At 57.3% G+C, this 13496-nt stretch carries 12 protein-coding genes; all 12 read left to right on the top strand.

Going from position 1 to position 13496, the window contains the following annotated elements:
- Nucleotides 1–10 precede the first annotated feature (10 nt).
- A complete protein-coding gene (gene wcaE / locus BFV67_RS14240) occupies nucleotides 11–757 on the top strand; it encodes a colanic acid biosynthesis glycosyltransferase WcaE (protein WP_008499420.1) in 747 nt (248 codons plus the stop codon).
- Nucleotides 758–772: 15 nt separating this feature from the next.
- Nucleotides 773–1321, top strand: coding sequence for a colanic acid biosynthesis acetyltransferase WcaF (wcaF, locus tag BFV67_RS14235; RefSeq protein ID WP_008499422.1), 549 nt, complete (start codon nucleotides 773–775; stop codon nucleotides 1319–1321).
- Nucleotides 1322–1345: 24 nt separating this feature from the next.
- A complete protein-coding gene (gene gmd, locus BFV67_RS14230; RefSeq protein WP_003863514.1) occupies nucleotides 1346–2467 on the top strand; it encodes a GDP-mannose 4,6-dehydratase in 1122 nt (373 codons plus the stop codon).
- A gap of 2 nt (nucleotides 2468–2469) precedes the next feature.
- A complete protein-coding gene (gene fcl, locus BFV67_RS14225; protein WP_013097874.1) occupies nucleotides 2470–3435 on the top strand; it encodes a GDP-L-fucose synthase in 966 nt (321 codons plus the stop codon).
- A 2-nt stretch (nucleotides 3436–3437) separates the two neighbouring features.
- Nucleotides 3438–3917: a GDP-mannose mannosyl hydrolase gene (locus BFV67_RS14220; protein ID WP_045337044.1), complete on the top strand. Its 480-nt coding sequence runs from the start codon at nucleotides 3438–3440 to the stop codon at nucleotides 3915–3917.
- The gene (gene wcaI / locus BFV67_RS14215) at nucleotides 3914–5137 is read left to right on the top strand and encodes a colanic acid biosynthesis fucosyltransferase WcaI (RefSeq protein ID WP_008499426.1); all 1224 of its coding nucleotides are present in this window, start codon (nucleotides 3914–3916) and stop codon (nucleotides 5135–5137) included. Before BFV67_RS14220 ends, wcaI begins: the two co-directional genes overlap by 4 nt.
- A gap of 3 nt (nucleotides 5138–5140) precedes the next feature.
- Nucleotides 5141–6577, top strand: a complete 1437-nt coding sequence (gene cpsB / locus BFV67_RS14210) for a mannose-1-phosphate guanyltransferase (protein ID WP_021241455.1) — start codon at nucleotides 5141–5143, stop codon at nucleotides 6575–6577.
- A gap of 111 nt (nucleotides 6578–6688) precedes the next feature.
- The gene (gene cpsG / locus BFV67_RS14205) at nucleotides 6689–8059 is read left to right on the top strand and encodes a colanic acid biosynthesis phosphomannomutase CpsG (protein WP_032622651.1); all 1371 of its coding nucleotides are present in this window, start codon (nucleotides 6689–6691) and stop codon (nucleotides 8057–8059) included.
- Between the two features lie 46 nt (nucleotides 8060–8105).
- On the top strand, nucleotides 8106–9500 hold the full coding sequence (gene wcaJ / locus BFV67_RS14200; protein ID WP_008499429.1) for an undecaprenyl-phosphate glucose phosphotransferase: 1395 nt from the start codon (nucleotides 8106–8108) through the stop codon (nucleotides 9498–9500).
- Between the two features lies 1 nt (nucleotide 9501).
- The gene (gene wzxC, locus BFV67_RS14195) at nucleotides 9502–10980 is read left to right on the top strand and encodes a colanic acid undecaprenyl disphosphate flippase WzxC (RefSeq protein ID WP_069598525.1); all 1479 of its coding nucleotides are present in this window, start codon (nucleotides 9502–9504) and stop codon (nucleotides 10978–10980) included.
- Between the two features lie 17 nt (nucleotides 10981–10997).
- Nucleotides 10998–12278, top strand: coding sequence for a colanic acid biosynthesis pyruvyl transferase WcaK (gene wcaK, locus BFV67_RS14190; RefSeq protein ID WP_021241452.1), 1281 nt, complete (start codon nucleotides 10998–11000; stop codon nucleotides 12276–12278).
- Nucleotides 12275–13495 (top strand): colanic acid biosynthesis glycosyltransferase WcaL, encoded by a 1221-nt coding sequence (gene wcaL / locus BFV67_RS14185; RefSeq protein ID WP_069598524.1) that lies wholly within the window; start codon nucleotides 12275–12277, stop codon nucleotides 13493–13495. Before wcaK ends, wcaL begins: the two co-directional genes overlap by 4 nt.
- The last annotated feature ends 1 nt before the right edge of the window (nucleotide 13496 follow it).

The following is a 13496-nucleotide window of genomic DNA, read 5'->3' as shown; positions in this document are numbered from 1 at the left end:
GAGGTGATTTATGTTTCTTAGCGTCATTACTGTCGCTTTTCGTAATTACGAAGGGGTGGTAAAAACCTGGCGCTCGCTGCGCAACCTGGCGCGCGATCCAAGCCTCACCTTTGAGTGGATTGTGGTCGACGGCGGCTCGAACGATGGCACGGCAGAGTTTCTGGAAAAACTCAACGGTGAGTTCAACTTACGCTACATCAGCGAGAAAGATAAAGGCATCTACGATGCAATGAACAAAGGCATTAACATGGCGCAAGGCCGTTATGCCATCTTCCTGAATTCGGGTGATATCTTCCATGACGACGTGGCGCTGTTTGCCCGCCAGCTGGCGCGCCAGAAAGAGGACGCCATGTATATTGGCGATGCGCTGCTTGATTTTGGCGACGGACATAAAGTGTGCCGCAGCGCGAAGCCGGGCTGGTATATCTACCACAGCTTACCGGCCAGCCATCAGGCCATTTTCTTCCCGGTAAAAGGTCTGAAAAAACAGCCTTACGATTTGCAGTATAAAGTGTCATCCGATTATGCACTGGCCGCCAGTCTGTATAAATCAGGTTACCCGTTCCGCCGAATTAAAGGGCTGGTATCTGAGTTTTCAATGGGTGGTGTGTCAACCTCGAATAATCTGGAGTTGTGCCAGGATGCCAAAAACGTGCAGCGTAAAATATTACGCGTGCCGGGATTCTGGGCGGAATTATCTTATTTTTTACGCGTGCGTACCACGAGTAAAACGAAAGCCTTATATAACAAAGCCTGAATATAAGGAAACGTAATGCAGGATCTGAACGGTTTCTCCGTACCGAAAGGTTTTCGGGGGGCGGGCGGTATTAAAGTGCAGCTTTGGTGGGCGGTTCAGGCCACCCTATTTGCCTGGTCACCGCAAATACTGTACCGCTGGCGAGCATTTTTATTGCGTCTGTTTGGCGCGAAAATAGGAAAAAACGTAGTCATTCGTCCTTCGGTGAAAATTACCTATCCCTGGAAATTAACGCTTGGGGATTACGCCTGGGTAGGGGATGACGCGGTGTTATATACCCTGGGCGAGATTACGATTGGCGCGAATTCGGTGGTTTCACAGAAATGTTATTTGTGCACCGGCAGCCACGACTTTATGAGTCAGCATTTTGATATTACCGCTTCGCCTATTGTGATCGGTGAAAAATGCTGGCTGGCAACGGATGTTTTTGTTGCACCGGGTGTTTCTGTTGGCGATGGCACGGTAGTCGGTGCCCGCAGCAGCGTTTTTAAATCGCTACCGGCAAATAAAATTTGTCGTGGCAACCCCGCAGTGGTGATACGCGAACGCGTTGAAACTGATTAAATTCATAAGTAGAGGAATATAAACATGTCTAAAGTCGCTCTCATCACCGGCGTTACCGGGCAGGATGGTTCTTACCTGGCAGAGTTACTGCTGGAAAAAGGTTATGAAGTACACGGTATTAAACGTCGTGCGTCTTCATTTAACACCGAACGTGTCGATCATATTTATCAGGATCCTCACGCGGCGAACCCGAAATTCCACCTGCACTACGGCGACCTGACCGATACCTCCAACCTGACCCGTATCCTGCAGGAAGTGCAGCCGGATGAAGTGTACAACCTGGGCGCGATGAGCCACGTTGCGGTCTCCTTCGAGTCTCCGGAATACACCGCTGACGTGGACGCCATGGGTACCCTGCGTCTGCTGGAAGCGATCCGCTTCCTGGGTCTTGAGAAGAAAACCCGTTTCTACCAGGCATCCACCTCTGAGCTGTACGGCCTGGTGCAGGAAATCCCACAGAAAGAGACCACGCCGTTCTACCCACGTTCTCCGTATGCGGTAGCGAAACTGTACGCCTACTGGATCACCGTGAACTACCGTGAATCCTACGGCATGTACGCCTGTAACGGCATTCTGTTCAACCACGAATCTCCACGTCGCGGCGAAACCTTCGTGACCCGTAAAATCACCCGCGCGATCGCCAACATTGCGCAGGGTCTGGAATCGTGCCTGCACCTTGGCAACATGGATTCCCTGCGTGACTGGGGCCATGCCAAAGACTACGTGAAAATGCAGTGGATGATGCTGCAGCAGGAACAGCCAGAAGACTTCGTGATTGCGACCGGCGTGCAGTACTCCGTTCGTCAGTTCGTTGAAATGGCTGCCGCTCAATTGGGCATCAAGCTGCGCTTCGAAGGCACCGGCGTGGAAGAGAAGGGCATCGTGGTTTCCGTGACCGGCCATGACGCACCGGGCGTGAAGCCAGGCGACGTGATTGTGCAGGTTGACCCACGCTACTTCCGTCCTGCTGAAGTGGAAACTCTGCTGGGTGACCCAACCAAAGCGCACGAGAAGCTGGGCTGGAAACCAGAAACCACTCTGCAGGAGATGGTTTCCGAGATGGTAGCCAAAGATCTTGAAGCAGCGAAAAAACACTCTCTGCTCAAATCTCATGGCTACGAGGTTGCCATCGCGCTGGAGTCCTGAGAATGACAAAACAACGTATTTTTGTCGCCGGTCATCGCGGAATGGTGGGTTCCGCGATTGTTCGCCAGCTCGAACAGCGCGGTGACGTCGAAGTGGTTGTCCGCACGCGCGACGAGCTGAACCTGCTCGACAGCCGTGCTGTACAGGACTTCTTTGCGAACGAACGTATTGACCAGGTGTATCTGGCGGCGGCGAAGGTGGGCGGCATTGTAGCCAACAACACCTACCCGGCGGATTTCATCTACGAAAACATGATGATTGAGAGCAACATCATTCACGCGGCGCATCTGCACAACGTGAACAAGCTGCTGTTCCTCGGCTCATCCTGTATTTACCCGAAAATGGCAAAACAGCCGATCGCTGAAAGCGAGCTGCTGCAGGGCACGCTTGAAGCCACCAACGAGCCGTACGCGATTGCCAAAATTGCCGGGATCAAGCTGTGCGAGTCCTACAACCGTCAGTACAACCGCGACTATCGCTCGGTGATGCCGACCAACCTGTACGGACCGCACGACAACTTCCACCCGAGCAATTCGCACGTGATCCCGGCGCTGCTGCGCCGCTTCCACGAGGCGACCGCGGAGAACGCGCCGGATGTGGTGGTGTGGGGCAGCGGTACGCCGATGCGCGAATTCCTGCACGTGGACGACATGGCTGCGGCCAGCATTCACGTGATGGAGCTGGATCGCGAGGTGTGGCAGGAGAACACCGAGCCGATGCTGTCGCACATCAACGTGGGCACCGGCGTGGACTGCACCATTCGCGAGCTGGCGCAGACCATCGCGCAGGTGGTGGGCTACAAAGGCCGCGTGGTGTTTGACGCCACGAAACCGGACGGCACGCCGCGCAAACTGCTGGACGTGACCCGTCTGCATCAGCTGGGCTGGTATCACGAGGTGTCACTGGAGCAGGGGCTGGCCAGCACCTATCAGTGGTTCCTGGAAAACCAGCACCGCTTCCGGGGGTAACGATGTTTTTAAGTCAGGAAGATTTTGCCACGGTAGTGCGTTCCACTCCGCTCATCTCAATTGATTTGATCGTGGAGAACGAACGCGGCGAGTTCTTGCTGGGGAAACGAACCAACCGTCCTGCACAGGGCTTCTGGTTCGTGCCCGGCGGGCGCGTGCAAAAGGATGAGACGCTGACCGATGCGTTTGAGCGTCTCACTCTGGCGGAACTGGGCCTGCAGTTGCCGATGGCAGCGGGCCGGTTTTACGGGGTCTGGCAGCACTTCTATGACGATAACTTTTCGGGTACCGGGTTCTCCACGCACTACATCGTGCTGGGGTTCCGCCTGAAGGTGAGTGAGGCAGACCTGCGTCTGCCTGATTCTCAGCATGACGACTACCGCTGGCAGACGCCAGAGGCGCTGCTGGCGAGCGACAATGTGCATGACAACAGCCGTGCCTATTTCCTCGCTGAACGTCAGTCCGGGGTGCCGGGCTTATGAAGATCCTCGTATACGGAATCAACTACTCGCCGGAATTAACCGGCATCGGAAAATACACCGGCGAGATGGTCGAGTGGATGGCGAGCCAGGGACATGACGTGCGGGTCATTACCGCGCCGCCGTACTACCCGGAGTGGAAAGTAGGGGAGCGCTACTCCAGCTGGCGCTACCGTCGCGAAGAGGGTGCAGCAACCGTCTGGCGCTGCCCGCTGTATGTGCCTAAGCAGCCCTCGACGCTGAAGCGCTTGATTCATCTCGGCAGCTTTGCCCTGAGCAGCTTCTTCCCGCTGATGGCGCAGCGTCGCTGGAAGCCGGATCGCATTATCGGCGTGGTGCCGACGCTGTTTTGCACGCCGGGCATGCGCCTGCTGGGCAAACTCTCCGGCGCGCGCACCCTGCTGCACATTCAGGATTATGAAGTGGACGCCATGCTGGGCCTGGGGATGGCAGGCAAAAGCAAAGGCGGCAAGGTGGCGAAGCTCGCCAGCGCGTTTGAGCGCAGTGGCTTACACAACGTGGACTACGTCTCAACGATCTCGCGCTCCATGATGAACAAAGCGCAGGAGAAAGGTGTCCCGGCGGAGAAGGTGATCTTCTTCCCGAACTGGTCCGAAGTGGCGCGTTTTCGCGACGTGACTGAGCAAGACGCTCAGGCGCTGCGCGGGCAGCTCGGTTTGCCTGAAGATCAAAAAATCATTCTTTACTCAGGCAATATCGGCGAAAAGCAGGGGCTGGAGAGCGTGATCGAGGCGGCTCAACTGCTGAACGAACATCCATGGATGTTTGTGATTGTCGGGCAGGGCGGTGGAAAAGCGCGGCTGGAAAAAATGGTAAGCGTTCGCGGCCTGACCAACGTGAAATTCTTCCCGCTTCAGTCTTACGAGGCATTGCCTGCGCTGCTGAAGATGGGCGACTGCCATCTGGTGGTGCAAAAGCGCGGTGCGGCGGACGCGGTGCTGCCGTCCAAGCTGACCAACATTCTGGCCGTGGGCGGTAACGCAGTGATTACGGCCGAAGCCGAAACTGAATTAGGCCAGCTGTGTGACAGCTATCCGGGGATTGCGGTGTGCGTAGAGCCGGAATCGGTTCCGGCGCTGGTCACCGGCATTGAACAGGCACTTGCCATGCCAAAAGTGAACACGGTGGCACGTGAATATGCCGAACGCACGCTCGAGAAAGAGAACGTGCTGAGCCAATTTATTGCAGATATACGGGGATAAATCATGAGTCAAACCACTTTGTATCCGGTTGTGATGGCTGGTGGCTCTGGTAGCCGGTTGTGGCCGCTGTCCCGCGTGCTCTATCCAAAACAGTTCCTCTGCCTGAAAGGGGATCTCACCATGCTGCAGACGACGGTAAACCGTCTCCACGGCGTGGAGTGTGAAAGCCCGGTGGTGATCTGTAACGAACAGCACCGCTTTATTGTTGCCGAGCAGCTGCGCCAGCTGAACAAACTCACAGAAAATATCATCCTGGAGCCTGCCGGACGCAATACCGCACCGGCTATCGCCCTGGCGGCGCTGGCGGCAAAACGCAGCAGCCCGGACTGTGACCCGCTGATGCTGGTCCTGGCGGCAGACCACGTGATCCAGCAGGAAGAGGCCTTCCGCGACGCGGTGCGTGCGGCCATTCCTTACGCTGAGAGCGGCAAGCTGGTGACCTTCGGCATCGTGCCGGATCTGCCGGAAACCGGCTACGGCTACATTCGTCGCGGCAACGTGACGCCGGGTGAAGGCGACAGCGTGGCGTTTGACGTGGCGCAGTTCGTTGAAAAACCGAATCTGGAAACCGCGCAGGCGTATGTCGCCAGCGGGGAATATTACTGGAACAGCGGGATGTTCCTGTTCCGCGCCGGACGCTATCTGGAAGAGCTGCGCAAATATCGGCCGGATATTCTGAGCGCCTGCGAGAAAGCGATGGCGGTGGTGGATCCGGATCTCGACTTCATCCGCGTGGATGAAGAGGCCTTCCTCGCCTGTCCGGAAGAGTCCATTGACTATGCGGTGATGGAACGCACGGCTGACGCCGTCGTGGTACCGATGGATGCGGGCTGGAGCGATGTTGGATCCTGGTCCTCCCTGTGGGAGATCAGCGCCCATACCCCGGAGGGTAACGTCCATCACGGCGATGTCATTAGCCACAAAACGGAAAACAGCTACGTCTACGCCGAGTCCGGCCTGGTCACCACGGTTGGGGTAAAAGATCTTGTTGTGGTCCAGACCAAAGACGCCGTGCTGATTGCCGACCGTAACGCCGTGCAGGACGTTAAAAAAGTGGTGGAGAAGATCAAGGCGGATGGCCGTCACGAGCACCATATTCATCGCGAAGTCTACCGTCCGTGGGGCAAATATGACTCCATTGACGCCGGTGACCGCTATCAGGTGAAACGCATCACCGTGAAGCCGGGCGAGGGGCTGTCGGTGCAGATGCACCATCACCGCGCCGAGCACTGGGTGGTGGTCGCGGGTACCGCCAAAGTCACCATCGACGGTGAAGTGAAACTGCTGGGCGAAAACGAGTCCATCTATATTCCGCTGGGGGCGACGCACTGTCTGGAGAACCCGGGGAAAATTCCTCTCGACTTAATTGAGGTGCGCTCCGGCTCGTATCTGGAAGAGGACGATATCGTGCGCTTCCAGGACCGCTACGGACGAGTGTAGCTCTCTGCATCATGCCCGGTGGCGCTGCGCTTACCGGGCCTACGAATGACAAAAAAATTAATTTGGCCATTTAGTGGTCAGGACCGACTGTTGCCTGAAAAAGGGGTCATCATGGATAAATTAACCTGTTTTAAAGCCTACGATATTCGCGGCAAGCTGGGCGAAGAGCTGAATGAAGACATTGCGTGGCGCATTGGCCGCGCGTACGGCGAATACTTAAAACCGCAGACCATCGTGCTGGGCGGCGACGTGCGTCTGACCAGTGAATCCCTCAAGCTGGCGCTGGCGAAAGGGCTGCAGGACGCGGGCGTAGACGTGCTGGACATCGGCCTGTCCGGAACCGAAGAGATTTACTTTGCCACCTTCCACCTGGGCGTGGACGGCGGTATTGAAGTGACGGCCAGCCACAATCCGATGGATTACAACGGCATGAAGCTGGTGCGCAAGGGCGCCCGTCCTATCAGCGGCGACACCGGCCTGCGCGACGTGCAGCGTCTGGCGGAAGCCAACGATTTCCCGCCGGTGAACGAGGCGAAGCGCGGTAGCTACAAAAAAATCAACCTGCAGAAAGAGTACATCGACCACCTGCTGGGCTACATCAACGTGGCAAACCTGAAGCCGTTGAAGCTGGTGATTAACTCCGGCAACGGCGCGGCTGGCCCGGTGGTCGATGCCCTTGAAGCGCGCTTTAAAGCACTGAACGTGCCGGTGACCTTCGTCAAAGTGCACAACACCCCGGACGGCAACTTCCCGAACGGCATTCCTAACCCGCTGCTGCCTGAGTGCCGTGACGACACCCGCAACGCGGTGATTGAACACGGCGCGGACATGGGTATCGCCTTTGACGGCGATTTTGACCGCTGCTTCCTGTTCGACGAGAAAGGGCAGTTCATCGAGGGCTACTACATTGTAGGCCTGCTGGCGGAAGCGTTCCTCGAGAAAAACCCTGGCGCGAAGATCATTCATGACCCGCGCCTCTCCTGGAACACCGTCGACGTGGTGTCTGCCGCAGGCGGCACGCCGGTGATGTCCAAAACCGGTCACGCCTTCATCAAAGAGCGCATGCGCGAAGAAGACGCCATCTACGGCGGCGAGATGAGCGCCCACCACTACTTCCGTGACTTTGCCTACTGCGACAGCGGGATGATCCCGTGGCTGCTGGTGACTGAACTGCTGTGCCTGAAGGGGAAAACCCTGGGCGAGCTGGTGCGCGACCGTATGGCGGCGTTCCCGGCGAGCGGAGAGATCAACAGCAAGCTGGCGCAGCCTGCCGAGGCGATTGCCCGCGTGGAGCAGCACTTTGCCATCCACGCGCTGGAAATTGACCGTACCGACGGCATCAGCATGGCGTTCCCGCAGTGGCGCTTTAACCTGCGCTCGTCCAATACCGAGCCGGTGGTGCGCCTGAACGTGGAGTCCCGCGCTGACACCGCGCTCATGGAAGCCCGAACGAAGGACATTCTGGCGCTGTTGAATCAGTAATAACTGCCCCTCCCGGTGGGAGGGGGAACCGAATACAGGAACAACGATGACGAATCTAAAAAAACGCGAACGAGCGAGAACGAATGCATCGTTAATCTCTATGGTGCAGCGTTTTTCTGATATCACCATCATGGTCGGTGGATTGTGGGCGGTGTGTCGGATCAGCGGGCTGCCGTTCTTATATATGCATCTGCTGATGGCCCTGATTGCGCTGGTCGTGTTTCAAATGATCGGCGGTATGACCGATTTCTACCGCTCGTGGCGCGGCGTCAAAATGACCACTGAACTGATGCTGCTGCTGCAGAACTGGACCCTGAGTCTGATCTTCAGCGCAGGCCTGGTGGCATTTAGCCATGATTTTGATAATCGCCTCGTGACCTATCTGAGCTGGTATCTGTTGACCAGCGTCGGCATGGTGGTGTGCCGTTCCCTGATCCGCTTTGGCGCGGGTTGGCTGCGCAACCGGGGCTATAACCGTCGCTTCGTGGCGGTGGCAGGCGATCTGCCGGTTGGGAAAGTGCTGCTCGACAGCTTCCGCAAAGAGCCGTGGTTAGGCTTTGAAGTGGTCGGGATTTATCACGACGCAAAGCCTGGCGGCGTGCCTGCCGACTGGGCGGGCAACTACGATCAGCTGATTGACGATGCCAAAGCCGGCAAAATTCACAACGTCTACATCGCCATGCAGATGAAAGACGAATCCCGCATTAAGCAGCTGATGCGCGAGCTGGCTGATACCACCTGTTCAGTGATCCTGATCCCGGATGTGTTTACCTTCAACATTCTTCACTCCCGTATTGAAGAGGTGAACGGGGTGCCGGTCGTACCGCTGTACGACACGCCTCTGTCCGGTATTAACCGCGTGCTGAAGCGTCTGGAAGATATCGTGCTCTCTTCGCTGATTTTGCTGCTCATCTCCCCGGTGCTGTGCTGCATTGCCCTCGCGGTGAAGCTGAGCTCGCCAGGACCGGTTATCTTCCGTCAGACCCGCTACGGCATGGACGGTAAGCCGATTATGGTGTGGAAATTCCGCTCCATGAAGGTGATGGAGAACGACAAGGTCGTGACCCAGGCCACGCAGAACGATCCGCGCGTCACCCGCGTGGGGAACTTCTTGCGCCGCACCTCGCTGGACGAGCTGCCGCAGTTTATCAACGTCTTTACCGGCGGGATGTCGATTGTTGGCCCGCGTCCGCACGCGGTGGCGCACAACGAGCAGTACCGCTCGCTGATTGAAGGCTACATGCTGCGCCATAAGGTGAAGCCGGGCATCACCGGCTGGGCGCAAATCAACGGCTGGCGCGGCGAAACCGACACGCTGGAAAAAATGGAAAAACGCATCGAGTTCGATCTGGAGTACATCCGCGAGTGGAGCCTCTGGTTCGATATCAAGATTGTTTTTCTGACCATCTTCAAAGGTTTCGTGAACAAAGCGGCGTACTAAGATGAGCTTACGTGAAAAAACCATCAGCGGCGCCAAGTGGTCAGCGATGGCGACCATCGTCATCATTGGCCTCGGCCTGGTGCAGATGACGGTGCTGGCGCGCATTATCGATAATCACCAGTTCGGCCTGCTGACCGTCTCGCTGGTGATCATTGCGCTGGCCGATACGCTGTCTGACTTTGGTATCGCCAACTCGATTATCCAGCGCAAAGAGATCAGCCATCTTGAGCTGACCACGCTCTACTGGCTGAACGTGGGGCTGGGGATTTTCGTGTTTGTGCTGGTGTTCCTGCTGAGCGATACCATCGCCAGCGTGCTGCACAACCCGGATCTCGCCCCGCTGATGCGTACGCTGTCGTTTGCGTTCGTGGTGATCCCCCACGGGCAGCAGTTCCGCGCGCTGATGCAGAAAGAGCTGGAGTTCAATAAGATCGGCATGATCGAGACCAGCGCCGTGCTGGCGGGCTTTACCTTTACCGTCGTGAGCGCCCATTTCTGGCCGCTGGCGATGACCGCCATCCTCGGTTACCTGGTGAACTCTGCCGTGCGCACGCTGCTGTTCGGCTACTTTGGGCGTAAAATTTACCGCCCGGGACTGCATTTCTCTCTTGCGTCCGTCTCGTCCAACCTGCGCTTTGGCGCGTGGCTGACGGCGGACAGCATTATCAACTACGTGAACACCAACCTTTCGACGCTGGTGCTGGCACGTATTCTCGGCGCGAGCGTGGCGGGGGGCTACAACCTGGCCTACAACGTCGCGGTGGTGCCGCCGATGAAGCTGAACCCAATAATCACCCGCGTGCTGTTCCCGGCGTTTGCCAAGATTCAGGACGACACCGAAAAGCTGCGCATTAACTTTTACAAGCTGCTTTCGGTAGTGGGGATCATCAACTTCCCGGTGCTGCTGGGGTTGATGGTGGTGTCCAGCAACTTCGTGCCGCTGGTGTTTGGCGATAAGTGGAACGGCATCATCCCGATCCTGCAGCTGCTGTGCGTGGTGGGGCTGCTGCGCTCCGTGGGAAACCCGATTGGGTCCCTGCTGATGGCAAAAGCGCGCGTGGACATTAGCTTTAAGTTCAACGTATTCAAAACCTTCCTGTTTATTCCGGCAATTATCGTCGGCGGGCACATGGCGGGCGCTATTGGCGTGACGCTGGGCTTCCTGCTGGTGCAGATCGTCAATACCGTCCTGAGCTACTTCATCATGATTAAACCGGTGCTGGGCTCCAGCTACCGTCAGTACATCCTGAGCCTGTGGCTGCCGTTCTATCTCTCATTGCCGACCCTGGCGGTGAGCTACGGCCTGGGCATTATCCTCAGCGGGCATCTGCCGCTGGCCGCGCTGCTGGCGGTGCAGGTTGCCGCGGGGGCGCTGGCATTTGGCGTGATGATTGTGCTGTCGCGCAATGCGCTGGTCGTTGAGATGAAGCGCCAGTTTTGCCGTAACGAAAAAATGAAAACGCTGCTTCGCGCAGGCTAGTTATTTAAGAGGCCATTATGAAATTATTAATTCTTGGCAACCATACCTGCGGCAACCGTGGCGACAGCGCCATCCTGCGCGGTTTACTGGATGCAATTAACACCCTTAAGCCTGAGACCGAAGTGGACGTGATGAGCCGTTATCCTGTCAGCTCATCCTGGTTACTGAACCGCCCGGTAATGGGCGATCCGCTCTACAGCCAGATGAAACAGCATAACAACGCCGCGGGCGTGATGGGCCGCGTGAAGAAAGTACTGCGTCGTCGCTACCAGCATCAGGTGCTGCTTTCCCGCGTGACCGATACCGGCAAGCTGCGCAACATCGCCATCGCGCAGGGCTTTACCGACTTTGTTCGTCTGCTGTCCGGCTATGACGCCATTATTCAGGTCGGCGGTTCGTTCTTCGTCGATCTCTACGGCGTGCCGCAGTTTGAGCATGCGCTTTGTACGTTCATGGCGAAAAAGCCGCTGTTTATGATCGGCCACAGCGTCGGGCCTTTCCAGGATCCGCAGTTTAACCAGCTGGCGAACTATGTGTTTGGCCACTGCGATGCCCTGATCCTGCGTGAGTCGGTCAGCCTTGACATGATGAAGCGCAGCGAGATTGACACGTCGAAAGTTGAGCACGGCGTGGATACCGCCTGGCTGGTGGATCACCAGGACGACAGCTTCCAGCCGAGCTACGCGGTGCAGCACTGGCTCGACGTTACGGCGAAACAGAAAACCGTCGCGATCACCCTGCGCGAGCTGGCGCCATTCGATAAACGTTTAGGCACGACGCAGGCGGCGTATGAGCAAGCGTTCGCCGACGTGGTGAACCGCGTGCTGGACAGCGGGTACCAGGTGCTGGCGCTGTCCACCTGTACCGGTATCGACAGCTACAACAAAGATGACCGCATGGTGGCGCTCAACCTGCGCAACCTGGTGAACGATCCGTCCCGCTATCACGTGGTGATGGACGAGCTGAACGACCTGGAGATGGGCAAGCTGCTCTCCGCCTGCGACCTGACGGTGGGCACGCGCCTGCACTCGGCCATTATCTCCATGAACTTTGGCACGCCGGCCATTGCCATTAACTACGAGCACAAGTCCGCGGGCATTATGCAGCAGCTCGGTATGCCGGAAATGGCGGTGGATATCCGTCATCTGCTGGACGGATCGCTCGGCGCCATGGTGGGCGACACGCTCGGCCAACTGCCTGCGATCAATGAACGTCTGGCGGTGGCGGTGAAAGCCGAGCGCGAGAAGGGCATTGGGATGGTGAAATCGGTACTTGACCGCGTGCGGGAGGGGAAATGAAGGTTGGTTTCTTCTTACTGAAATTTCCGCTGTCGTCTGAGACCTTTGTTCTGAACCAAATCACCGCGTTTATCGATATGGGATATGACGTGGAGATTATCGCCCTGCAAAAGGGCGATACCCAAAACACCCATGCGGCGTATACCCAGTATGGGCTGGAGGCAAAAACCCGCTGGCTGCAGGACGAGCCGTCCGGGAAGCTGAGTAAGCTGCGCCACCGCGCCAGCCGGACCTTACGTGGGATCCATCGCGCGTCGACGTGGCGTGCGCTGAATGTTTCCCGCTATGGGTCGGAATCACGCAATTTAATTCTCTCGGCCATCTGCGGGCAAACGGCGCAGCCGTATCGTGCTGACGTGTTTATCGCCCACTTTGGCCCGGCAGGCGTGACCGCCGCGAAGCTACGCGAACTGGGCGTGATTGACGGTAAAATTGCGACCATTTTCCACGGTATCGACATCTCCAGCCGTGAAGTGCTGAACCATTATACGCCGGAGTACCAGCAGCTTTTCCGCCGCGGCGACATGATGCTGCCCATCAGTGAACTGTGGGCCGGACGCCTGAAAAGCATGGGCTGCCCGGGAGAGAAAATTGCCGTTTCGCGCATGGGCGTGGATTTAACGCGCTTTACCCGCCGTCCGGTGAAGGTGCCGGGCAAGCGGCTGCAGATCATCTCCGTCGCGCGTCTGACCGAGAAGAAAGGTCTGCATGTGGCGATTGAAGCCTGCCGCCAGCTGAAAGCGCGCGGGGTGGATTTCCACTACCGCATTCTCGGGATTGGGCCGTGGGAGCGTCGTCTGCGCACGCTTATCGAACAGTATCAGCTGGAAGATGTTGTAGAGATGCCGGGCTTCAAGCCAAGCCACGAGGTCAAGGCCATGCTCGATGAGGCTGATGTATTTCTGCTGCCTTCCGTAACGGGTGCCGATGGCGATATGGAGGGCATTCCGGTGGCGCTGATGGAGGCGATGGCCGTCGGGATACCGGTGGTCTCGACCATTCACAGCGGGATCCCAGAGCTGATTAAGTCAGACCATTCCGGCTGGCTGGTGCCGGAGAATAACGCCATGGCGCTCGCCGATCGCTTAGCTGCCTTCAGCGATATCGACCAGCAGGCGCTGGAGCCCGTGCTCCATAATGCCCGACAAAAAGTTGAAACCGATTTTAACCAGCAGGTGATTAACCGTCAGTTAGCCAGCCTGCTGCAAACGTTGTAAC

Source organism: Enterobacter roggenkampii (assembly GCF_001729805.1).
Taxonomy (GTDB): Bacteria; Pseudomonadota; Gammaproteobacteria; order Enterobacterales; family Enterobacteriaceae; genus Enterobacter; species Enterobacter roggenkampii.
Note: the sequence above shows the minus strand (reverse complement) of the source record. Positions and strands in the feature narration are given on the sequence as shown.

What these genes read in the sequence shown, in the direction of transcription:
- wcaE (WP_008499420.1), top strand. Translation starts at nt 11, where the DNA reads ATGTTTCTTAGCGTCATTACTGTCGCTTTTCGTAATTACGAAGGGGTG.
- wcaF (WP_008499422.1), top strand. Translation starts at nt 773, where the DNA reads ATGCAGGATCTGAACGGTTTCTCCGTACCGAAAGGTTTTCGGGGGGCG.
- gmd (WP_003863514.1), top strand. Translation starts at nt 1,346, where the DNA reads ATGTCTAAAGTCGCTCTCATCACCGGCGTTACCGGGCAGGATGGTTCT.
- fcl (WP_013097874.1), top strand. Translation starts at nt 2,470, where the DNA reads ATGACAAAACAACGTATTTTTGTCGCCGGTCATCGCGGAATGGTGGGT.
- BFV67_RS14220 (WP_045337044.1), top strand. Translation starts at nt 3,438, where the DNA reads ATGTTTTTAAGTCAGGAAGATTTTGCCACGGTAGTGCGTTCCACTCCG.
- wcaI (WP_008499426.1), top strand. Translation starts at nt 3,914, where the DNA reads ATGAAGATCCTCGTATACGGAATCAACTACTCGCCGGAATTAACCGGC.
- cpsB (WP_021241455.1), top strand. Translation starts at nt 5,141, where the DNA reads ATGAGTCAAACCACTTTGTATCCGGTTGTGATGGCTGGTGGCTCTGGT.
- cpsG (WP_032622651.1), top strand. Translation starts at nt 6,689, where the DNA reads ATGGATAAATTAACCTGTTTTAAAGCCTACGATATTCGCGGCAAGCTG.
- wcaJ (WP_008499429.1), top strand. Translation starts at nt 8,106, where the DNA reads ATGACGAATCTAAAAAAACGCGAACGAGCGAGAACGAATGCATCGTTA.
- wzxC (WP_069598525.1), top strand. Translation starts at nt 9,502, where the DNA reads ATGAGCTTACGTGAAAAAACCATCAGCGGCGCCAAGTGGTCAGCGATG.
- wcaK (WP_021241452.1), top strand. Translation starts at nt 10,998, where the DNA reads ATGAAATTATTAATTCTTGGCAACCATACCTGCGGCAACCGTGGCGAC.
- wcaL (WP_069598524.1), top strand. Translation starts at nt 12,275, where the DNA reads ATGAAGGTTGGTTTCTTCTTACTGAAATTTCCGCTGTCGTCTGAGACC.